This is a genomic window from Variovorax sp. J22G73, assembly GCF_030317035.1.
In the GTDB taxonomy this organism is placed as follows: Bacteria; Pseudomonadota; Gammaproteobacteria; order Burkholderiales; family Burkholderiaceae_C; genus Variovorax.
The window spans coordinates 158,397-178,494 of the sequence record NZ_JASZYK010000012.1 but is presented as its reverse complement, the minus strand read 5'-3'; the positions used below and the strand labels follow the sequence as shown (position 1 = coordinate 178,494).

The following is a 20,098-nucleotide window of genomic DNA, read 5'->3' as shown; positions in this document are numbered from 1 at the left end:
GCACACCGACCGCCCCGGCCGGATGTGCATCCACGCACCCGCCGAGGCCCATCGACAAAGGCCCCGCGCAGCCATTCGCCGGGGCTTTTCTGTTTCTGGAGTGTGCGCACATATGAGTGCTCAACGAAGGGCCCGCGACGACGACAAGCGTCTGGGCCGGTTTTATTTCTCGGTGCCGAATGCGGCACCTCGCAATCCCGTGGTGGCCGCGATGGCGCGCCGCGAGTCCAGCCAGGGCGCCGGGCGCCACCTGCGCACGCACCGCGCGGAGCGGCGTGCGCAGAAGGTGGCGTTGCAGAAGGCCGCGCGCAGCGTGGGACGCGGAGGCGACGATGCGTGACGACATGAGCAAGGTCATCGTCGAGCGGCCGCGCCGTGGCGGCGGCGTGCAGGGCGACGGGCGCGGCTTTCGCAACAGCCGCGAGCGTGGTTCGCACCTGGGCATGAAGCGCGGCTACGACCGCCCGAAGGGGCTCAACGAAAACCTCGCGCCGCTCAGGCGCTGGCTGCACAAGCAGGTGCACCGGCCGTGGGACAAGGTGTACGCGCAACTGTGCAGCGGCATCGATCGTCGCAGCACGGTGCAGGCGCACATCTTCGAGCACATCGACGACTTCGTCGAACGCAAGGCGGTGCTGCGCGACGGCGAGGTGTGGGTGCCTTCGCACCGGTGGAACCGCGCGCACGTGCCGCTTGCCGACGCGCCGCGCGTCGAGCTGTTCGTGCACCCGGCCACCGGCATCCTGCTGCCCAACCGGCTGCGGCTGAAGAAAGCGCGGCAGCGCGCCGCCGAGCAACGCAGGGCGCAGCCGCCGGAGCGCGTGGTCGTGGACGACTTCACCGAGTGGCATCGGGTCGACGGCTGCTGGTTCGAGGTGCGCCTGGCGGCGTTTCCCTCCAGCGGCGTGGCCGACAACGACAAGCGCTTCGACGTGATGCGCGGCTGCCTGGTGACGCGCCATGGCGTGTGCCACGTCATGGAAGGCATGTCGTACCGGCCGGTGAGCTATGCGCGTGCGTTCGTGTATGCCGTGGGCAAGCGGCAGTTGAGCCGCCGCGAGGTGCGTGCGCGGCTGGGCGATGCGCAGTGAGGGCCACGCGGCCGGCGTTGTTGCGGAGCCTTGCGCGCGAGCTTGGGACTTAGCGCACGCCTTGCGCGCGCGGTAGCACCAGGAACGCCAGCGTCCCCGCGGCCAGCATGCCGGCCACCGTGAGGAACACTGCGCGAAACGGCTCTGCGCCGTGGTCGACGGCCCACGACGCGGCCACGCCGGTGGTCCATTGCATGAGCGACACGCCGAGGAACATCGCCATGTTCATCAGCGCCAGCGCGCGGCCCGTCATGGCCGCGGGGTAGGCGTTCTTGGTGTACGCGTACTGCAGCACGCTGTAGCCGGAGAGCAGGCCGTAGACGATCGGCAGGCCGATGTCGACCGCGCGCGAATTCGTGAATGCCATGGCCGCGAACATCAATGCGCCAGCCAGCGCGCAGCCCATCATCCAGCGCGTGCGCGCGGTGCCGCCCGGGTCCATGCGGCCGAACAGCGCGGGGCTGATCATGCCGGCCACCGTCATCACCAGCGCCACGTTGCCGCTGGCCACCAGCGACAGGCCATGGCGCTCGTGCAGCACCGGGCCCAGCCACAGGCCGCGCAGCGTGATGAACGCGGCATACGACACGCAGGCGAAGCAGACCAGGCCCAGCGTGTGCGGCATCGCGAACAGCGGCAGCAGCTCGCGCACGGCCTTGCCGAGCGACTGGCGTTCGGCCGGCGCGGCCGGTGCGCTCTCAGTGACCGCAGTGACCGCAGCATGTGCAGGCTCGCGCACGCGCCAGAAGATCACCAGCCACGACAGCACCGCCACGCCGGCCAGCACCGCATAGCCCGCGCGCCACGAGGCGGCTTCGATCAGCAGCGCCAGCGGCGTGCCGGTGAACACGATGCCCAGCCCGGCCATGCTCATCACCAGCCCCGACATGGCCGTGAAGCGCGAGGCGTCGAAGTGCCGCGCGATGAACACCGTGCAGGCCAGGAAGGCCGGCGCGCAGCCCACGCCGATCAGCGCCTGCCCCAGCAGCAGCGCGTGGTAGTTGGGTGCCACGGCACACAGCGCCGCGCCCGCCACGGCGAGCGGAAACGCGGTGAGCACCGTGCGGCGCACGCCGAACATGTCGATGGACACGCCCATCGCGAGCTGCATGATGCCGAACGCGAAGTGAAAGGTGCCCGCCCAGATGCCGAGCTGCTGCGGCGTGAGGCCGAAGTGGCCGGTGAGCGGCGTGGCCATCATGGCGCCGACCGTGCGGAATGCCTGGCTCAGCGCGAAGGCCGAGACCAGCGCGACCAGCATGGCCGAGGCCGAGGACGACCAATTTGAAAAACGAGACAAGCGAGGCAAAAGGGAAGGGCGTGAGTTCGCAGCGGCGTCGCCGGTGCGCTCCGCGGGCTGGGGTGCCGCGTTCGGGTTCATGAGGGGAGGCCGGGGGGAAAGAGGAGGCGGCCTGAATGCTAATGGATCGAGGCGCGCTGCGTTGCACGCTGCGCGACAGACCGATGTCTACCGATCAGTGCTGTTTCCGAGGAAATAGAGTTGATCGATTTCATTCTGGCGTGCCTCCATAATTTCCCAACAACTTGTCAGAAGCACTTCCTTGGCAACTCCCTCTACTTCCCGCCCCCGTGCGACCAAGCCAGCCGGTGTCAACGCGGTTTCGGGTTCGCCGCCGCTTTTCAGCCGTGTGCGCGAAATTTTGGATGCCGCGCGTGTTGGCTTGGCGCGTACCGTCAACACGACACAGGTTGCTGCCAACTGGCTGATCGGGCGCGAGATCGTCGAGGAAGAGCAGCGTGGACAGCGAAGGGCGGACTACGGCACCAAGCTGCTTGCGGAACTGTCGGCGCGCTTGAACGCCGAGTTTGGACGCGGCTATTCCGTGGACAACCTTGAAGCCTTCAGGCAGTTCTACCTGGATTTTCCGCAGCTTATTTCCGACACGGTATCTCGGAAATTGATGATGCCGCCAGCTTTGCCTCTCCAGACGAATTCCGAGACGCCGTCTCGGGAATCCAGCGGAAGCACCGATTGGCATCCCGGAGAGCTGAGCCCTTCTCTTTCATGGAGCCACTACCGCCAACTTTTGCGAGTGACAAGACCGGAAGCGCGTGCGTTCTACGAGATCGAAGCGATACGCAACGCATGGTCGGTGCGTGAACTTCAGCGGCAAGCGGCGAGCCTTTTGTATGACCGCCTGGCAAAAAGCAAGGACAAGAAGGGATTGATGCGTCTGGCAACGCACGGCCAAGAGGTGGCCCGACCGCTCGACGTGCTGAAAGATCCGATGGTCATCGAATTTCTCGATCTGCCAGAGTCTCCGAAGCTGGTCGAGTCCAAGCTCGAGCAAGCGCTTATCGACAACTTGCAAACCTTTTTGCTCGAACTGGGCAAGGGCTTTGCTTTCGTGTCGCGTCAGGAACGCATCACCATCGACGGCGATCATTTCTACATCGATCTGGTCTTCTATCACGCCGTGCTCAAGTGCTACGTGCTCATCGACCTCAAGGTCGGCAAGCTGACGCATGGTGATCTCGGCCAGATCCAGTTCTACGTGAACTACTTCGATCGTGAGCGCCGTACTGAAGGCGACAACCCGACTTTGGGCGTGATCCTCTGCCCGGACAAAAACGACGCGGTCGTGAGATACACCTTGGGCGAGCAGCAGGAGCGCAACATTTTCACGAGCCGCTACCAATTGCATCTTCCAACCGAACAGGAGCTTGAGCGGGAGTTGCGCCGTGAATTCCGACAATTGTCCGAAGCACCACCAATCAAGACGACTCCCAGGAAGGCCAAGCCGCGCGCATGAAAAACGGCACCCGAAGGTGCCGTCGTTTCATGGCCTTGCCTGACCAGGCATCAAGCCTCGCCCTTGACCTTCAGGCGCCATGCGTGCAGCAGCGGCTCGGTGTAGCCGCTGGGCTGCTCGATGCCCTTGAACACCAGGTCCTGCGCCGCCTTGTATGCGGCCGAGGTGTCGAAGTGCCCGGCCATCGGCAGGTACTGCGCGTCGCCCGCGTTCTGCTCATCCACCACCTTGGCCATGCGCTGGAAGGTCTCGTCGACCTGCGCCTTGGTCACCACGCCGTGCAGCAGCCAGTTGGCGATGTGCTGGCTGGAGATGCGCAGCGTGGCGCGGTCTTCCATCAGGCCCACGTTGTGGATGTCGGGCACCTTCGAGCAGCCCACGCCCTGGTCGATCCAGCGCACCACGTAGCCCAGGATGCCCTGCACGTTGTTGTCGATTTCCTGCTGCTTCTCGGCATCGGTCCACTTCGCCTCGGCGGCGATGGGCACCTGCAGCAGCGCGTCGAGGATGTTGTCGCGCTCGGCGTCGGCGTCGATCTTCTCCAGCTCCTGCTGCACCGCGGTCACGCTCACCTGGTGGTAGTGCAGCGCGTGCAGCGTGGCGGCGGTGGGCGAGGGCACCCAGGCGGTGTTGGCGCCGGCCTTGGGGTGGCCGATCTTCTGTTCGAGCATCGCGGCCATCAGGTCGGGCATGGCCCACATGCCCTTGCCGATCTGGGCCTTGCCGCGCAGGCCGCACGAGAGGCCGACCAGCACGTTGTTCTTCTCGTAGGCGCCGATCCACGCGCTGGACTTCATGTCGCCCTTGCGGATCATCGGGCCGCCCTGCATGGCGGTGTGCATCTCGTCGCCGGTGCGGTCGAGGAAGCCGGTGTTGATGAAGGCCACGCGGGCGGCCGCCTCGGCGATGCAGGCCTTCAGGTTCGCGCTGGTGCGGCGCTCTTCGTCCATGATGCCGAGCTTCACGGTGTTGGCCGGCAGGCCCAGCAGTTGTTCGACGCGGCCGAACAGCTCGCTCGCGAAGGCCACTTCGGCCGGGCCGTGCATCTTCGGCTTGACGATGTAGATGCTGCCGGTGCGCGAGTTGCCCTTGCGCTTCAGGTCGATGGTGGCGATGGTGGTGGTCACCACGGCGTCGAGGATGCCTTCGGGGATCTCCTTGCCACCTGCGTAGAGGATGGCCGGGTTGGTCATCAGGTGGCCCACGTTGCGCAGGAACATGAGCGAGCGGCCGTGCAGCTTCACGGCCTTGCCGTCGGCGCCGGTGTATTCGCGGTCGGCGTTCAGGCCGCGCGTGAAGGTCTTGCCGCCCTTGGCGACTTCTTCGGTCAGCGTGCCCTCGACGATGCCGAGCCAGTTCGCGTACGCGACCACCTTGTCGGCGGCATCGACCACGGCCACCGAGTCTTCCAGGTCGAGGATGGTCGAGAGCGCGGCTTCGAGCACCAGGTCGCTCACGCCGGCCGCGTCGGTCTTGCCGATGGGCGTGCCGCGGTCGATGCGGATGTCCAGGTGAATGCCGTTGTGCTTCAGCAGCACCGAGGACGGCGCCGTGGCGTCGCCCTGGTAGCCGATGAACTGCGAGGCGTCGGCCAGGCCGGTGCTGCTGCTTTGCAGCGCGACGACCAGCTTGCCGTCCTTCACGCTGTAGCCGGTGGCCTGCTTGTGCGAACCGTTTTCCAGCGGCGCGGCCTGGTCGAGCACGTTGCGCGCGAACTCGATGACCTTGGCGCCGCGCACGGGGTTGTAGCCCTTGCCCTTTTCAGCGCCGTCGGCTTCGGAGATGGCGTCGGTGCCGTAGAGCGCGTCGTACAGCGAACCCCAGCGCGCGTTGGCCGCGTTCAGCGCGTAGCGCGCGTTCAGGATGGGCACCACCAGCTGCGGGCCGGCCTGCAGCGCGAGTTCGGAGTCGACGTTTTCGGTGGTGGCCTTGGCGCCCTTGGGGGCCGGCAGCAGGTAGCCGATCTTCTCGAGGAAGGCGCGGTACGCGGGCATGTCGCCGATCGGGCCGGGGTTCTTCCTGTGCCAGGCGTCGAGCTCGGTCTGCAGGCGGTCGCGCTCGGCGAGCAGGGCGATGTTCTTCGGGGCGAGGTCGCTGACGATGGCGTCGAAGCCCTTCCAGAACACGTCGCTGGCCACGCCGGTGGCGGGCAGGACCTTGTCCTCGATGAAGCGGTGGAGCTCGGTCGCGACCTGGAGTCCGTGGGCGGTGGTGCGTGCGGTCATGGGGGTTTCTCCTTGAGAAAGATGCAATCTTGGGATGAACTTTATTCGATACTTTGCTGGGCAGTAAGAGGTGCGGGCGAGATTTATCTGTGACAAAAATGAAGGTAATCGACGGTGGCCCGACGCCAGGTGCAAAGGGTAGGCACCGATAAGGACCATGGCGCTGCCGGATATATTTAACTTCTTAAGCAAATCCGGGCCCCGCCTCCATGATCCTCCTCGCCTCCAATGAAAACCCCCTCGGCATGCCCGAGTCGGCCCGCCGCGCGGCGGCCGCGGCGCTCGAGGGCGCCGGCAACTACCCCGACAGCAACGGCACCGCGCTGAAGAAGGCGCTGGCGGCCCGCCTCGACGTGCCGCCCGACTGGCTCACGCTCGGCAGCGGATCGAGCGAGCTGCTCGAGCTCGCGGCGCAGGTGAGCCTGAAGCCGGGCGAGGGCGTCGTCTATTCGCAGTACGGCTTCATCGTCTATGCGCAGGCCACGGCGCACGCCCACGCGCGCGCCACCGTCGTGCCGGCGCGCGAGTTCGGCCACGACCTGGACGCGATGCGCGCCGCCATCGGCGACGACACCCGGCTGGTGTTCGTCGCCAACCCGAACAACCCGACCGGCACCTTCATCGACGCCGCGCCGCTGCTGGCCTTCTTGCAGTCGGTGCCCTCGCACGTGACGGTGCTGCTGGACGAGGCCTACACCGAGTACCTGTCGCCCGCGCAGCGCTACGACAGCGTCGAATGGGTGCGGCGCCTGCCGAACCTGGTCGTGGCGCGCACCTTCTCCAAGGCCTTCGGGCTGGCGGGGCTGCGCATCGGCTACGGCGTGTCGCAGCCCCCGCTGGCCTTGCGCATGAACGCGCAGCGCCCGCGCTTCAACGTGACGACGCCGGCGCAGGCCGCTGCGGTGGCGGCGTTGGGCGATGCGGACTTTCTGGCTCGTACCTACGCGCTCAACACGACGGGGCGCGAGCAACTGGCGGCGGGCTTCCAGGCCCTGGGGTTGAGCTTCGTGCCGTCGTCGGGCAACTTTTTGATGGTGCGGGTGGGCGACGCGCAGGCCGTGCACGCACGGCTGCTGGCGGCTGGCATCGAGGTGTCGCTGCTCGGGAACTATGGGCTGCCGGAATGGCTGCGCATCACTGTGGGGTTGCCGGAGCAGAACAAGGCGGTGCTGGCGGCGCTGGGCTGAGTCGTTGAATTTCTCCCTCCCCTGCCGGGGAGGGCAGGGGTGGGGGCACGCGGCGGTCGATCGAGCGCCGCGGGCAAGGCGAGCGCCGCTCGCCCCCATCCCAACCTTCCCCCGGAAGGGGAAGGAGCAAGGCACTCCCCCTCAGACCAGCCCGCCCAGCTCCTTCGCCGCCGCACGCACAGGCTCGATGTACCGCTCGTCATAGCGATGCGTGGGCATCGTCAGCGTCACGGCCGCCGCAAGGCTGCCGTCCGCATGGAACACCGGCGCCGAGATGCCCGCCAGCTCGGCCGTTCGATCGCCCACCAGCGCGCAGTAGCCCTGCGCGCGAATGCCCTCGTACAGCGCGCGCTCCTTCGCGCCGCGCGGCAGGCCGGCCGGCGGGCCGAAGGCGATCAGCACCCGCGCGCCCGCGCCCCGGTCGTTGGGCAGCAGGTCGCCCGCGCGCACGTGGTCGCGCACCACGTGCGACGAATCGACCCTGAACTGGCACAGCCGCGCCCAGCCGTCACCTTGGCCCTGCCGCACGTGGTACGCCGCGCTTTCGCCGGTGGCCGCGGCCAGCGCGCGCAGCACCGGCAGCACGATGTGCTCCAGCGACTGCGAGGCGGCGTACAGCCCGTGCAGCCGCGCGATTTCCATGCCCAGCGCGTACCGGCCGTCGTCCTGCCGGCGAATCAGCCGCGCATGTTCCAGCGAAGCCAGCAGGCGCAGCACGGTGCTCTTGTAGAGCTGCGTGCGCTCGGCGAACTGCGCGAGCGACAGCGCCTCGTCGCCCGGCTGGAAGGCCGAGAGCAGGCTGAGCGCGCGGTCGACGGCGGCGGCACCGCCGGGGGCGGCGTTGAGGTCGGAAACCGATTCGGTCTGGGCTTTGCGTGGCATGGCGTGGGGGTGGCGTGGGGTGGCGGCGTGCCGCGAGCGGGTGCCCACGGACTTGACAGTGAAAGTCGATCAGCGGTCTAATTCTGTTTAACGGAATTTAGTTCTGTAAGATAGAACTGTCAAGCAACCCACCCACAGGTCGCTTCAAGGAGACGAATCCAATGACATCCCCCGACGTCCTCATCAGCGAGGTCGGCCCGCGCGACGGCCTGCAATCGGTCAAGGCCACCATGCCGACCGCCGACAAGCTGCGCTGGATCGACGCGCTCTACGCCGCCGGCGTGCGCGAGATCGAGGTCGCTTCCTTCGTTCCCGCGAAGCTGCTGCCCCAGATGGCCGACGCCGCCGACGTGGTGCGCCACGCCGTCACGCTGCCCGGCCTCGTGGTGATGGCGCTGGTGCCCAACCGAAAGGGCGCGCAGGCCGCGCTCGAGGCGGGCGTGCACAAGCTCACGATGCCGGTGTCGGCCAGCGTGGCGCATTCGCTGGCCAACGTGCGCAAGACACCGACAGAAATGGTCGAGGAGGTGCGCGCCATCGCCGAGCTGCGCCGCGCCATCGCGCCGCAGGTGAAGCTCGAAGCCGGCATTTCCACCGCCTTCGGCTGCACGCTGCAGGGGCTGGTGCCCGAGGACGACGTGATCCGCCTGGCCGCGCAGTGCATCGAAGCGGGCGCCGACGAATCGGGCCTGTCCGACACCGTGGGCTACGCCAACCCCGCGCAGGTGCGCCGCCTGTTCAGGCGCCTGCGCGCCGAGCTCGGCCAACACGCGGGCGCCGCGCACATGCACAACACGCGCGGCCTGGGCATCGCGAACTGCCTGGCCGCGTGGGACGAGGGCGTGCGCACCTTCGACGCCTCGCTCGGCGGCCTCGGCGGCTGCCCCTATGCGCCGGGCGCGTCGGGCAACGCCGTGACCGAAGACCTGGTCTTCATGTTCGAGGCCATGGGCGTGCGCACCGGCATCGACATCCAGAAACTCATCGCGGCGCGCGCGCCGCTCATGGCCGGCCTGCCGGGCGAACCGGTCTACGGCATGACGCCCGAAGCCGGCCTGCCCAAGGGCTTCGTCCAAGGTCTTGCCCAGGAACACACCGCACATGTCTGAAGCCAACACAGCCAACGCCGCCCACCCGCTGCCCTACGCCGGCGTGCGCGTCGTCGAGTTCACCCACATGGTCATGGGCCCGACCTGCGGCCTGCTGCTGGCCGACCTGGGCGCCGAGGTGATCAAGGTCGAGCCCATCGAGGGCGACAACACGCGCCGCCTGCTGGGCTCGGGCTCGGGCTTCTTCCCGACCTTCAACCGCAACAAGAAGAGCATCGCGCTCGACCTGAAGCAGCCCGAAGGCGTGGAGGCCGCGCTGCGGCTCATCGCCACGGCCGACATCGTGAGCGAGAACTTCAAGCCCGGCACCATGAAGAAGCTGGGGCTCGACTACGACACGCTCGCCAAGCTCAACCCGCGCCTCATCTACGTGAGCCACAAGGGCTTCCTGCCCGGCCCGTACGACCACCGCACCGCGCTCGACGAGGTGGTGCAGATGATGGGCGGCCTGGCCTACATGACCGGCCGCTCGGGCGACCCGCTGCGCGCGGGCACCAGCGTGAACGACATCATGGGCGGCATGTTCGGCGCCATCGGCGCCATGGCCGCGCTGCGCCAGCGCGAGCTCACGGGCAAGGGCTGCGAGGTGCAGTCGGCGCTGTTCGAGAACAACGTGTTCCTGGTGGCGCAGCACATGATGCAGTTCGCCGCCACCGGCAAGCCCGCCGACCCGATGCCCAGCCGCATCTCGGCCTGGGCCGTGTACGACGTGTTCACCGTGAAGGACGGCGAGCAGATCTTCCTGGCGGCCGTGAGCGACAAGCAGTGGGCCATCTTCTGCAAGGCCTTCGGCCTGGAAGACATGCTGGCCGACCCGCGCCTGAAGACCAACAACGACCGCGTGCGCGCCCGCGAATGGATGATGCCCATCCTGCGCTCGCACCTGGCCGACCACAGCGCGGCCGAGCTCGCGGCGGTGTTCGAGCAGCACGAGCTGCCTTTCGCCCCCATCACCAAGCCGCAGGACCTGTTCGACGACCCGCACCTGAACGCCACCGGCGGCCTGGCCCCGGTGCGCATGAACGACGGCAGCATGGCCAAGGTGCCGCTGGCGCCGTTCACGCTGGACGGCGAGCGCCCCGGCATCCGGCTGCAGCCGCCGCACATCGGCGAGCACAGCCGCGAGCTGCTGAAAGAAGTGGGCTACAGCGACGAAGACATCGCTGCGCTCCAGACACGACACATCACCTTCGGAGACTGACCCCCATGTATTTGATCAACCGGCGCGCACTGCTCGCCTGCGCCGCGGCTGCGGCATGCCTGAACGCAACCGCCGTCCTGGCCGACACCGCCTGGCCCGACAAGCCCGTGCGCCTGGTCGTGCCCTACACGCCCGGCGGCGCCACCGACATCGTGGCGCGCCTCGTCGCGCAGAAGCTCGCCGACGACACCAGGTGGACCTTCATCGTCGACAACCGCGCGGGCGGCAACGGCAACATCGGCATGGACGTGGTCGCCAAGGCCAAGCCCGACGGCTACACCGTCGGCCTGGGCCAGACCGCCAACCTGGCGATCAACCCGACGCTGTTCCCCAAGATGCCCTACGACGCGCTGAAAGACCTGCTGCCGGTGGCGGTGGTGGCCTCGCAGCCGGTGGTGCTGGTGGTGCGCGCGGACTCGCCCTACAAGTCGCTGGCCGAACTGGTCGCCGCCGCCAAGGCCAAGCCCGGCGAGATCAAGCAGGCGCTCGCGGGCACCGGCACGCTGGGCCACATGGCCGGCGAGGTGCTGGCGCAGCGCGCGGGCTTCAAGGTGCTGAACGTGCCGTACAAGGGTGCGGCGCCCGCCATCACCGACCTGCTGGGCGGCCAGACCGACTGCATGTTCGCCACGCCGCAGGGCGCGCTGGCCATGGTGAAGGGCGGCAAGCTGCGCGCGCTGGCCGTCACCTCGGCCAAGCGCCTGCCGGTGATGCCCGACGTGCCGACCGTGGCCGAGAGCTACAAGGGCTTCGAGGCCGTGGACTGGAAGGCGCTGGTCGTGCCGGCCGGCACCAGCCCCGACATCGTGAAGAAGCTGAACGCCGCCGTCGACAAGGCGCTGGCCAAGCCCGCCACCATTTCGCAGCTGCTGGCCGAGGGCAGCACGCCCGTCGGCGGCAGCCCGGAGCAGGCGGCGCAGTACATCAAGGCGGAACACGCGCGCTGGGGCGCAGCGGTGCGCTCGGCCGGCGTTCGCCCGGAATAAACCCCAAAGTACCGGGCTGGCGCGAACAGGCGGTGCCTGCCCGGCGGGCGGACGGATACAGGACGATGAGGACGATATAGTTTCCGCCCCATGGACCGCTTGAAGCAGCTCGAATCCTTCGTCTCGGTCGCGACCCGGGGCGGGCTCACGGCCGCGGCCAAGGCCGAGGGCGTGGCGCCCGCCATCATGGGCCGCCGGCTCGACGCGCTGGAAGAGCGGCTGGGCGTGAAGCTGCTGGTGCGCACCACGCGGCGCATCACGCTCACGCACGAGGGCAGCGCCTTTCTCGAAGACTGCCAGCGGCTGCTCACCGAGTTCGCCAATGCCGAGGCCAGCGTGAGCGCCGGCGGCGTCAAGGCCAGCGGCCACCTGCGCGTGACCGCGCCGGCCGGCTTCGGCCGCCGCCACGTCGCGCCGCTGGTGCCGCGCTTTCATGCGCTGCACCCGGAGGTCACCATTTCGCTGAACCTGAGCGACCGCGTGGTCGACGTGACCGGCGAGAGCTTCGACTGCGCGGTGCGCGTGGGCGACCTGCCCGACTCTTCGCTGGTGAGCGTGCGGCTGGCCGACAACCGCCGCCGCTGCGTCGCCACGCCGGAGTTCGTGCGGCGCCACGGCAAGCCGAAGCACCCCGGCGAGCTGTCGCGCTTCGCGTGCCTGACGCTGTCGAGCGACGCCTCGCAAACCCGCGGCTGGGCCTTTCGCATCACCACCGAGGGCGGCGCGCAGGAACTGATTCACCTGCGCCCCAGCGGCCCGCTCGATTGCTCCGACGGCCAGGTGCTGCACGACTGGTGCCTGGCCGGCCACGGCATCGCCTGGCGCAGCACCTGGGAGGTCGAGGCCGAGATCGACGCCGGCCTGCTGGTGCCGCTGCTCGACGAATTCGCCGCGCCGCCCAACGGCATCTACGCCGTGTTCGCGGGCGCCAAGCACCTGCCGCTGCGCGTGCGGCTGTGGCTCGACTTCCTGAAGGCGCAGTACGGCAATCCGGAATTCTGGGGCGGCAGGGCGTAGCTTCAGGGCAACGACGGCTTCGCGGCGGCACAATCTGTCCTCAATTGCAAACCCCACTGCATTGAGAAGAAAGCCATCGAATGACGCTCGAAGCCATCCTCGCGTACCTGCACATCCTGGCCATCCTCACGATGGTCGTGTTCATCTCCAGCGAAGCGGCCCTGTGCCGCGTGCAGTGGCTCAACGCCGCGGTGGTGGAGCGGCTGGCCAGGCTCGACATGGTCTACGGCATTGCGGCCATCGCGGTGCTGGCCACCGGCATCGCACGCACCGTGTGGGGCGTGAAGGGCACGGCGTGGTACTGGACCAACCCGCTGCTGCACGTGAAGCTGGGGCTTTTCATCATCGTGGGCGTGCTGTCTATCTTTCCGACGCTCACCTATTTCCGCTGGCGCAAGACGCTGCGCGCCACCGGCAAGCTGCCGGTGGAAGCCGACATCAAGAAGACGCGCCGGCTGGTGATGATGCAGGCGCACATCATCGCGGTGATCCCGCTGGTGGCGGTGTTCTTCGCGCGGGGCTTCGGCAAGTAACGCCCACGCGGCGACTCCATGAAAAAGGCCCGCACGCGGCGGGCCTCTTCGACAGCGCGTTCGGCGCGCCGTGGGCGTGCGGTCAGCCCTTGGCTGCGTCGGCTTCGCACTTCTTCATGAAGCTGTTCTTGGCGGCACCGGCCAGGGCCTTGCCGTTCTTGTCGACCGCCTTGGTGGCGCAGGCGGGAGCGGCGGCGGCCTTGGTGTCCTTCTCGCACTTCTTGATGGAGCTGGCCTTGGCGGCGCCGGCCAGGGGCTTGCCGTTCTTGTCCACGGCCTTGGCGTCGCAGGTGGCGCCGGCAGCGGGTGCCGCCATGGCGGCGGGGGCGGCCGCGGGTGCGGCGGCCTTGTCCTGCGCGAAGGCGCTGAACGAGAGGCAGGCGCCGAGCGCGACGGTGGAGGCGACCAGGGAAAGGAGCTTCTTCATGATGGGATGTGTCCTTGCAAGGTTGGGTGGTGTGACAGGTGCCCCGCCCCGGGGCAGACCACCCTAACGGGTCAAGGCAACAATCGGATGACGATCGTCAACTGAGTCCGGGTTTGCCCCCGGTAAAATTCCCGGATGCTATTGGTCAAACAGGAGCTGCTCGCGGCGCTCGCGAACACGCTCGAATCCCTCTCGCCCGGCGCTGGCTCCAAAGCCGCGTTCGAGTCGCCCAAGGTGGCTGCCCATGGCGATTTCGCCAGCACGGCCGCCATGCAGCTCGCCAAACCGCTGGGCCAGAAGCCCCGCGATCTGGCCGAGCGCCTGAGCACCGCGCTGCTCGCCACCCCCGCTTTTTCCCGATGGGTCGAGGCCATCGAGATCGCCGGCCCCGGCTTCCTCAACATCCGCCTGAAGACCTCTGCCAAGCAGCAGATCGTGCGCGAGGTGCTGTCGGCGGGCGCGGGCTTCGGCCAGCAGCCGGCCACGGGCGAGAAGGTGCTGGTGGAGTTCGTCTCGGCCAACCCGACCGGCCCGCTGCACGTGGGCCACGGCCGCCAGGCGGCGCTGGGCGACGCCATCTGCAACCTGCGCGCCTCGCAGGGCGAGAGCGTGTGGCGCGAGTACTACTACAACGACGCCGGCGTGCAGATCCAGACGCTGGCCAACAGCACGCAGCTGCGCGCGCGCGGCTTCAAGCCCGGCGACGCCGAATGGCCCAGCGGCGAGAAGGCGCCCGCGTACAACGGCGACTACATCGCCGAGATCGCGGCCGACTTCAAGGCGAAGAAAACGGTCAAGTCCGAAGACCGCGAAGTCACCGGCAGCGGCGACATCGAGGACCTGGATGCCATCCGCGAGTTCGCCGTGGCCTACCTGCGCCGCGAGCAGGATCTCGACCTGCAGGCCTTCCGGGTGCGCTTCGACCAGTACTACTTGGAGTCCAGCCTGTACACCAGCGGGCGCGTCGAGGCCGCCGTCGCGAAGCTGGTGGCCGCCGGCAAGACCTACGAGCAGGACGGCGCGCTGTGGCTGCGCTCGACCGACTACGGCGACGACAAGGACCGCGTGATGAAGAAGCAGGACGGTACGTACACGTACTTCGTGCCCGACGTCGCGTACCACATCGCCAAGTGGGAGCGCGGCTTCCACAAGGTCATCAACATCCAGGGCACCGACCACCACGGCACCATCGCGCGCGTGCGCGCCGGCCTGCAGGCGGCGGGCGAAGGCATTCCCGAGGGCTACCCCGACTACGTGCTGCACACCATGGTGCGCGTGATGAAGGGCGGCGAAGAGGTCAAGATCAGCAAGCGCGCGGGCAGCTACGTCACGCTGCGCGACCTGATCGAGTGGACCAGCACCGACGCCGTGCGCTTCTTCCTGCTGAGCCGCAAGCCCGACACCGAGTACACCTTCGACGTCGACCTGGCCGTCGCGAAGAACAACGACAACCCGGTGTACTACGTGCAGTACGCGCATGCGCGCATCTGCTCGGTGCTGGCCGGCTGGGGCGGCGACGCGGCCACGCTGAAGGGCGTGGACCTGTCGCCGCTGGAAAGCCCGGCCGCCCAGGCGCTGATGCTGCTGCTGGCCAAGTACCCGGCCATGCTCACCGCCGCGGCCAAGGATTTCGCGCCGCACGACGTCACTTTCTACCTGCGCGAACTGGCCGCCAGCTACCACAGCTACTACGACGCCGAGCGCATCCTGGTGGACGACGAGAAGGTCAAGCTGGCCCGCCTGGCGCTGGTCGCCGCGACCGCGCAGGTGCTGCACAATGGCCTCGCGATTCTCGGCGTCAGTGCGCCGAGCAAGATGTGAACCTCACCATGAAGAAGACAACCAGACAACGCGGCAACATCGTCATCGGCCTGATCATCGGGCTGGTGCTCGGCCTGGGCGTCGCGCTGGGCATCGCGGTCTACGTGACCAAGGTGCCGATCCCGTTCGTGACCAAGACCCAGAAGGGCGGCGCCGAGCAGGACGAGGCCGAAGCCCGCAAGAACCGCGACTGGGACCCGAACGCGCCCCTGGCCGGCAAGGCCGGGGTCGCCAGGCCCGCGCCGGCCGCCACCGGCCCGGTCAACCCCGTGACCGGCGAGCCGGCCACCGCCGCCGTGGCGCCCGGCAGCCCGCCGCCCACGACCGCGCCGCCGGTGCCCGTGGTGGTCGCGCCCAAGCCGACGCGCGCGGCCCCGGTGCCGGCCGAAGCCAATGCGCTGCCGCCGTCGAACGATCCGCTGGGCGACCTGGCCCGGGCACGCTCGGGCAGCGTGACCACCGCTTCGGCCGCACCGAGCAGCAGCAACAACAGCACCGCGGCGGCCTCCACCTCCGGCGCCGATCCGTTCATGTACTTCGTGCAGGCCGGCGCCTTCCGCACCACCGACGACGCCGAGGCGCAGCGCGCCAAGCTGTCGCTGATGGGCGTGGAGGCCAAGGTCACCGAGCGCGAGCAGGCGGGCCGCACCGTGTACCGCGTGCGCGCCGGCCCGTTCAACAAGAAGGACGACGCCGACCGCCTGAAGGACCGCCTGGACGGCGGCGGCATGGAGTCGGCGCTGGTGCGCGTGCAGCGCTGACACGCTGACACGATTAGCCCTTAAGCTTCGCGCCGCGGCGTTTGCCGCCACCATTCACGGCCCCGGGCGCGCCGGCGGCAGGGGAACTCCCCGCCGCGCGCCGGCTCAGTACTGCCGTACCAACTGGAGAACCCTTTCAATGAAACGTCGTGACTTTTCGCTCGCCGCCACTTCGCTCGGGCTGCTGTCCCTGGCCGCCAACCCGGCCCACGCCCAGGCGCGCGCGCCCAAGGCCGGCACCGAGTACCTGGTGCTCGACAAGCGCGCACCGGTCGACGCACCGGCCGGCAAGATCGAGGTGGTCGAGTTCTTCTCGTACAACTGCCCGCATTGCAACGACTTCGAGCCGTCGCTCGAAGCCTGGGTCAAGACGCTGCCGAAGGAAGTCGCCTTCCGCCGCATTCCGGTGCCGTTCGTGGGCAACGACGTGGAAGCCAAGCAGCGCCTGTACTACGCGCTCGAAGCCATGGGCAAGGTCGACGAGTACCAGCCGAAGGTGTTCAACGCCATCCATGCCCAGCGCCAGAACGTGAACGGCGACGCCAACATCATTGCCTGGGCCACGGCCAACGGCCTGGACGGCGCCAAGTTCAAGGAAACCTTCACCTCCTTCGGCGTGGCCAGCAAGGCCAAGCGCGCCTCGCAGATGACCGACGCCTACAAGGTGGCCGGCGTGCCCGCGATGGCCGTGGCCGGGCGCTGGTATGTGGATGGCGAGACCGCCGGTAACATGACCAAGGTCCTCCAGGTGGTGAACTACCTGATCGGCGAAGCCAAGAAGGGCTGAGCCCGAGGCTGCGCGCGGCTTCCGGCGCAGTCTTTCTCCCTTTTTGCAAGGGATACATGGCCCGCTTCGGCGGGCTTTTTCATCTGTGCGTGCGGGGCTGACGCAATCAGCCGCATACAATGCCGAGCAAGTTTCGTGCCTCTATGACATTGCATTCTTACCCCACCACTCCCCTCCTGCATCGCCTGGGCCGCCTCGCCCGCCTGGCCGCCGCCGCGTTCCTGCTGGCCGGCTTCGCCTCGGGCGCCGTGGCGGAAACCGCCGACCGCACCAAGCCGATGAACATCGAGTCGGACGCCATGCGCTACGACGACCTCAAGCAGACGAGCGTGTTCACCGGCAACGTGCTGGTGACCAAGGGCACGATCATCATCCGCGGCGCGCGCATGGACGTGCGCCAGGACGCCGAGGGCTACCAGTACGGCGTGGTCACCGCGGCCCCGGGCAAGCGCGCTTACTACAAGCAGAAGCGCAACGCGCCCGACGAGTGGATCGAGGGCGAGTCGGAAGTCATCGAGTACGACAGCCGCGCCGACAACGTCAAGTTCATCCGCAACGCCGTCATGCGCCGCCTGCTGGGCGCCACGCCGAACGACGAGAGCCAGGGCGCGCTGATCGTCTACGACCAGAGCAACGACACCTACACCGTCAACGGTTCCACCGTGCCGGCGAACACCGCCGTCAACGCGTCCACCCCGGGCGGGCGCGTGAAGACCATCCTCACGCCCAAGGCCGCGACCGCGCCCGGCGCCGCGGCCCCCGGCGCTCCCGCCGGTGCCAAGGCGGCGCCGCCGGCACCCACCCCGGCGCCCGGCAAGGGCCTGCGCCCGAGCACCACGCTCAGCGACGACGGAGAAACCCGCAAGTGATCGAAACCGCTGGAACGCAGGACGCCAACGGCACCCCGGGCAGCCGCCTGGTCGCGCGCGGCCTGAAGAAGAGCTACGGCAGCCGCACGGTCGTGAAGGACGTCTCGCTCGACGTGCAGAAGGGCGAAGTCGTCGGGCTGCTCGGGCCCAACGGCGCGGGCAAGACCACCTCGTTCTACATGATCGTCGGGCTGGTGCGCGCCGACGCCGGCGACATCACCATCGACGGCGAGCCCATCGCCCACATGCCCATTCACCGGCGCGCCCGCATGGGCCTGAGCTATCTGCCGCAGGAAGCCTCGATCTTCCGCAAGCTCACGGTCGAGGAAAACGTGCGCGCCGTGCTCGAGCTGCAGCAGGAGCCCGACGCCAGCGGCAAGCTGGCGCCGCTGTCCAAGGCGCACATCGAAGAGCGCCTGTCCGAGCTGCTGGCCGACCTGCGGGTGGACCACCTGCGCGATTCGCCCGCGCTCGCGCTGTCCGGCGGCGAGCGCCGCCGCGTGGAAATTGCCCGCGCTCTGGCCACGCAGCCGCGCTTCATCCTGCTGGACGAGCCCTTTGCCGGCATCGACCCGATCGCGGTGATCGAGATCCAGCGGATCATCAGTTTCCTGAAGGAACGTGGCATCGGCGTGCTCATCACCGACCACAACGTGCGTGAGACGCTGGGCATCTGCGACCACGCGTTCATCATCAGCGACGGGCATGTGCTGGCACAAGGCACGCCTTCGGAGATCGTCGACAACGCCGAGGTACGACGCGTGTACCTGGGCGAGCACTTCCGGATGTAAGGGCGGGTGGGCTCTCCATGAAGCAAGGGCTGTCCCTTCGCGTCTCGCAGCATCTGGCATTGACGCCACAGCTGCAGCAGTCCATTCGGCTGCTGCAGCTCTCCACGCTCGAACTGAGCCAGGAGGTGGAGCAGATGCTGGACGAGAACCCGTTCCTCGAACGCACCGCGGAAGAAGCCGCGCGCGAGGAGTTCGGGCTCGACACGGCCGACGCGCCGGTGCCGCGCGACGACAGCGACGGCGGCAGCGGTGATGGAGGTGATGGCGAAAGCGATTTCTCCGCGCCCACCGCCAGCAGCAGCACCGCGTCCACCGAGAGCACCACCAGCACCGCCGAGTCCGACGGCCCCGCCACCGAGATCACCGAGCGCGAGCCCGACTGGGAAGGCGACGGCACCGTCGACATGGCGCCCGACGACAGCGAGTGGGGCAGCGACGCCCCCGCGCGCCAGAACAACCTGGGCGACGACGAGCGCGCCGACGCCACCGAGCTCGCGCGCAGCCAGGAGTCGCTGCAGTCCTTCCTGCACCGCCAAGTGCTCAGCCTGCGCCTGGGCGAGAACGACCACGCCGCGCTGCGCTTCCTGATCGAGTCGCTCAACGACGACGGCTACCTCGAAGACTCGCTGCCCGCGCTCGCCTCGGGCCTGGCCGGCGACGACAACGACCAGTTCGACGACCTGGTGCACCACTTCCAGGTGGCGCTGGGCCTGCTGCAGAGCCTGGAGCCCGCCGGCGTTGGCGCGCGCGACCTGGGCGAATGCCTGAGCATCCAGCTGCGCGGCATGGCCAGCGAGGACGAGACCGAAGAAGAAGCGCTGGTGCGCAAGACCGCCATCGCCATCTGCAAGCAGCCCATGGAGCTGCTCGCGCGGCGCGACTTCAAGCGCCTGGCCACGCTCACGCGCACCAACGAAGACCTGGTGCGCTCGGCGCTGCAGGTCATCGCGCGGCTGGAGCCCAAGCCGGGCCGGCGCTTTGTCGACGTCGAGCGCAACATCGTCATTCCCGACGTGATCGTCACCAAGACCGGTCGCGGCACCAACGTCAAGTTCCGCGTCATGCTCAACCCCGAGGTCATGCCGCGGCTGCGCGTGCACGACATCTACGCCGGCGCGCTCAAGGCGCACAAGGGCGAGGGCAGCCAGGCGCTGTCGCAGCGGCTGCAGGAGGCGCGATGGTTCATCAAGAACATCCAGCAGCGCTTCGACACCATCCTGCGCGTGAGCAACGCCATCGTGGAGCGGCAGAAGAGCTACTTCGTGCACGGCGAGCTGGCCATGCGCCCGCTGGTGCTGCGCGAAATTGCCGACGAGCTGGGCCTGCACGAGTCGACCATCTCGCGCGTGACCACGGCCAAGTACATGTCCACGCCGTTCGGCACGGTCGAGCTGAAGTACTTCTTCGGCTCGGCGCTGGGCACCGAGACCGGCGGCAACGCGTCGAGCACCGCGGTGCGCGCGCTCATCAAGCAGTTCGTGAGCTCCGAGAGCATCAAGAAGCCGCTGTCGGACAGCCAGATTTCCGAGATGCTGAAAGAGCAGGGCATCGAGTGCGCGCGCCGCACCGTGGCCAAGTACCGCGAGGCGCTGCGCATCGCGCCCGCCAACCTGCGCAAGGCCCTGTAGAAAGCCGGC

At 68.3% G+C, this 20,098-nt stretch carries 18 protein-coding genes and 1 pseudogene; 15 read left to right on the top strand and 4 right to left on the bottom strand.

Going from position 1 to position 20,098, the window contains the following annotated elements:
• The first annotated feature begins 112 nt into the window (after positions 1-112).
• Together QTI51_RS31500 and QTI51_RS31495 are read left to right on the top strand one after the other, a co-directional pair.
• The gene (locus tag QTI51_RS31500) at positions 113-340 is read left to right on the top strand and encodes a hypothetical protein (RefSeq protein WP_116912428.1); all 228 of its coding nucleotides are present in this window, start codon (positions 113-115) and stop codon (positions 338-340) included.
• Positions 333-1,091: a hypothetical protein gene (locus tag QTI51_RS31495; RefSeq protein WP_286517136.1), complete on the top strand. Its 759-nt coding sequence runs from the start codon at positions 333-335 to the stop codon at positions 1,089-1,091. Before QTI51_RS31500 ends, QTI51_RS31495 begins: the two co-directional genes overlap by 8 nt.
• Positions 1,092-1,140: 49 nt before the next feature.
• Here the strand turns inward: QTI51_RS31495 and QTI51_RS31490 are convergent, their stop codons facing one another.
• Positions 1,141-2,472 (bottom strand): MFS transporter, encoded by a 1,332-nt coding sequence (locus QTI51_RS31490; protein ID WP_286547673.1) that lies wholly within the window; start codon positions 2,470-2,472, stop codon positions 1,141-1,143.
• 181 nt (positions 2,473-2,653) lie between these two features.
• On the opposite strand from QTI51_RS31490, the gene QTI51_RS31485 reads away from it, so the two are divergent.
• Complete coding sequence (locus QTI51_RS31485) at positions 2,654-3,865, top strand: PDDEXK nuclease domain-containing protein (RefSeq protein WP_286517138.1); 1,212 nt, start codon at positions 2,654-2,656, stop codon at positions 3,863-3,865.
• A 50-nt stretch (positions 3,866-3,915) separates the two neighbouring features.
• Here QTI51_RS31485 and QTI51_RS31480 read toward each other — a convergent pair whose 3' ends face one another.
• Entirely contained in the window at positions 3,916-6,090 is a 2,175-nt protein-coding gene (locus QTI51_RS31480) for a malate synthase G (protein WP_286517139.1), read from the bottom strand.
• Between the two features lie 203 nt (positions 6,091-6,293).
• Here QTI51_RS31480 and hisC point away from each other — a divergent pair.
• Positions 6,294-7,277, top strand: a pseudogene (gene hisC / locus QTI51_RS31475) (histidinol-phosphate transaminase); the annotation flags it as partial.
• A 141-nt stretch (positions 7,278-7,418) separates the two neighbouring features.
• Here the strand turns inward: hisC and QTI51_RS31470 are convergent.
• Entirely contained in the window at positions 7,419-8,159 is a 741-nt protein-coding gene (locus QTI51_RS31470) for an IclR family transcriptional regulator (protein ID WP_286517140.1), read from the bottom strand.
• Between the two features lie 161 nt (positions 8,160-8,320).
• On the opposite strand from QTI51_RS31470, the gene QTI51_RS31465 reads away from it, so the two are divergent.
• The 5 genes from QTI51_RS31465 (at position 8,321) to QTI51_RS31445 (ending at position 13,005) form a co-directional block, all read left to right on the top strand.
• Entirely contained in the window at positions 8,321-9,268 is a 948-nt protein-coding gene (locus QTI51_RS31465) for a hydroxymethylglutaryl-CoA lyase (RefSeq protein ID WP_286517141.1), read from the top strand.
• The gene (locus QTI51_RS31460; RefSeq protein ID WP_116912421.1) at positions 9,261-10,469 is read left to right on the top strand and encodes a CaiB/BaiF CoA transferase family protein; all 1,209 of its coding nucleotides are present in this window, start codon (positions 9,261-9,263) and stop codon (positions 10,467-10,469) included. Before QTI51_RS31465 ends, QTI51_RS31460 begins: the two co-directional genes overlap by 8 nt.
• Positions 10,470-10,474: 5 nt before the next feature.
• Entirely contained in the window at positions 10,475-11,455 is a 981-nt protein-coding gene (locus tag QTI51_RS31455; RefSeq protein WP_286517142.1) for a Bug family tripartite tricarboxylate transporter substrate binding protein, read from the top strand.
• A gap of 90 nt (positions 11,456-11,545) precedes the next feature.
• Positions 11,546-12,472: a LysR family transcriptional regulator gene (locus QTI51_RS31450; RefSeq protein ID WP_116912419.1), complete on the top strand. Its 927-nt coding sequence runs from the start codon at positions 11,546-11,548 to the stop codon at positions 12,470-12,472.
• An 80-nt stretch (positions 12,473-12,552) separates the two neighbouring features.
• Positions 12,553-13,005 (top strand): DUF2214 family protein, encoded by a 453-nt coding sequence (locus QTI51_RS31445; RefSeq protein WP_116912418.1) that lies wholly within the window; start codon positions 12,553-12,555, stop codon positions 13,003-13,005.
• Between the two features lie 82 nt (positions 13,006-13,087).
• Here the strand turns inward: QTI51_RS31445 and QTI51_RS31440 are convergent, their stop codons facing one another.
• Positions 13,088-13,432, bottom strand: coding sequence for a hypothetical protein (locus tag QTI51_RS31440; protein ID WP_116912417.1), 345 nt, complete (start codon positions 13,430-13,432; stop codon positions 13,088-13,090).
• Between the two features lie 135 nt (positions 13,433-13,567).
• Here QTI51_RS31440 and argS point away from each other — a divergent pair, with 135 nt between their 5' ends.
• The 6 genes from argS to rpoN all read left to right on the top strand — a co-directional run bounded on the left by argS (position 13,568) and on the right by rpoN (position 20,089).
• The gene (gene argS, locus QTI51_RS31435) at positions 13,568-15,253 is read left to right on the top strand and encodes an arginine--tRNA ligase (protein WP_286517143.1); all 1,686 of its coding nucleotides are present in this window, start codon (positions 13,568-13,570) and stop codon (positions 15,251-15,253) included.
• A gap of 8 nt (positions 15,254-15,261) precedes the next feature.
• Positions 15,262-16,014 carry an SPOR domain-containing protein gene (locus QTI51_RS31430; RefSeq protein ID WP_286517144.1) on the top strand — a complete coding sequence of 251 codons (753 nt, stop codon included), beginning with the start codon at positions 15,262-15,264 and terminating at the stop codon, positions 16,012-16,014.
• 139 nt (positions 16,015-16,153) lie between these two features.
• The gene (locus QTI51_RS31425; RefSeq protein ID WP_116912415.1) at positions 16,154-16,801 is read left to right on the top strand and encodes a thiol:disulfide interchange protein DsbA/DsbL; all 648 of its coding nucleotides are present in this window, start codon (positions 16,154-16,156) and stop codon (positions 16,799-16,801) included.
• Positions 16,802-16,944: 143 nt separating this feature from the next.
• Entirely contained in the window at positions 16,945-17,670 is a 726-nt protein-coding gene (gene lptA, locus QTI51_RS31420; RefSeq protein WP_286517145.1) for a lipopolysaccharide transport periplasmic protein LptA, read from the top strand.
• Positions 17,667-18,461 (top strand): LPS export ABC transporter ATP-binding protein, encoded by a 795-nt coding sequence (lptB, locus tag QTI51_RS31415; protein WP_116912413.1) that lies wholly within the window; start codon positions 17,667-17,669, stop codon positions 18,459-18,461. Before lptA ends, lptB begins: the two co-directional genes overlap by 4 nt.
• A gap of 17 nt (positions 18,462-18,478) precedes the next feature.
• On the top strand, positions 18,479-20,089 hold the full coding sequence (rpoN, locus tag QTI51_RS31410; RefSeq protein ID WP_286517146.1) for an RNA polymerase factor sigma-54: 1,611 nt from the start codon (positions 18,479-18,481) through the stop codon (positions 20,087-20,089).
• Positions 20,090-20,098: the final 9 nt, after the last annotated feature.